The sequence below is a fragment of the Sphingomonas sanguinis genome (assembly GCF_001476905.1).
GTDB lineage: Bacteria > Pseudomonadota > Alphaproteobacteria > Sphingomonadales > Sphingomonadaceae > Sphingomonas > Sphingomonas sanguinis_B.
Genome location: NZ_LDTE01000167.1, coordinates 1 through 810 on the forward strand (window position 1 = coordinate 1; position 810 = coordinate 810).

The following is an 810-nucleotide window of genomic DNA, read 5'->3' on the forward strand; positions in this document are numbered from 1 at the left end:
ATGTAGATCGCGCCGTACATATCGGCATGTTTCATGCCGATGCGCGCCGTGCCGTATCCGCCCATTGAGTGACCGGCGAGACCACGGGCTTCGCGGCGTGGGATCGTGCGATAGCGCGCGTCGATCGCGGCGATCAGGTCGTGGCTGATGAACCGCTCGAAATCGCCGACGGTCTGCGAAGAGGAATACATCGACCCGTTGTGCATCGTCTTGCTGTCGGGGAAGACCAGGATCATCGGCGGCACCCCGCGCGCAAAGGCACCCTCGACCGAGGCGGGGACATGGATTTCCTTCGTCCACTGGTCCGCGCCGATCGAATAACCGTGGAGCGCGTAGACGACCGGATAGCGGCGCGCCTTGTTCCGGGCGTAGTCGGGCGGCAGGACGACGATGACGTCCCGATCGGCGCTGTTGCCCTCTAGATTGCCTTCGATCGCGGCGGAATGGACCTTGATCCGCTCGACGGTGACGGGCTTGGCACCGGGCACGGTGGCGGGCGACTGGGTGGCCATCTGGGCAGGCGCGGCGGCCAGCGGCGCGAGCGCCAGACCGGCGGCGAGCAGCCAGCGGGATTGCGAGAAGCGAAGGGCCATGCGGGTCATCCTCTGTCCTGGGTATCCGCCGACATCACGTGTCGGTCTTGTCGTGATGCGAGCCCTGCGATGGTGAGCGAGGGGTCAGATATCGTTACCAACAATGCACGGCCACCCTTTGTCAAGCAATGCGACGTCTCCCGTGCCGACAAAACCGAAAACGACAAACCGACGCGGGCTCCGGGAAACTGATAGAGATATGACGGCAACACCGTCA

The 810-nt window shown here is 64.1% G+C and carries 1 protein-coding gene; it reads right to left on the minus strand.

What is annotated here, in order from left to right; translation table 11 throughout:
- The coding region (locus SB4_RS18135; RefSeq protein WP_241488689.1) for an alpha/beta hydrolase at nucleotides 1–593 on the minus strand (593 nt) is incomplete at its 3' end.
- Between the last annotated feature and the right edge of the window lie 217 nt (nucleotides 594–810).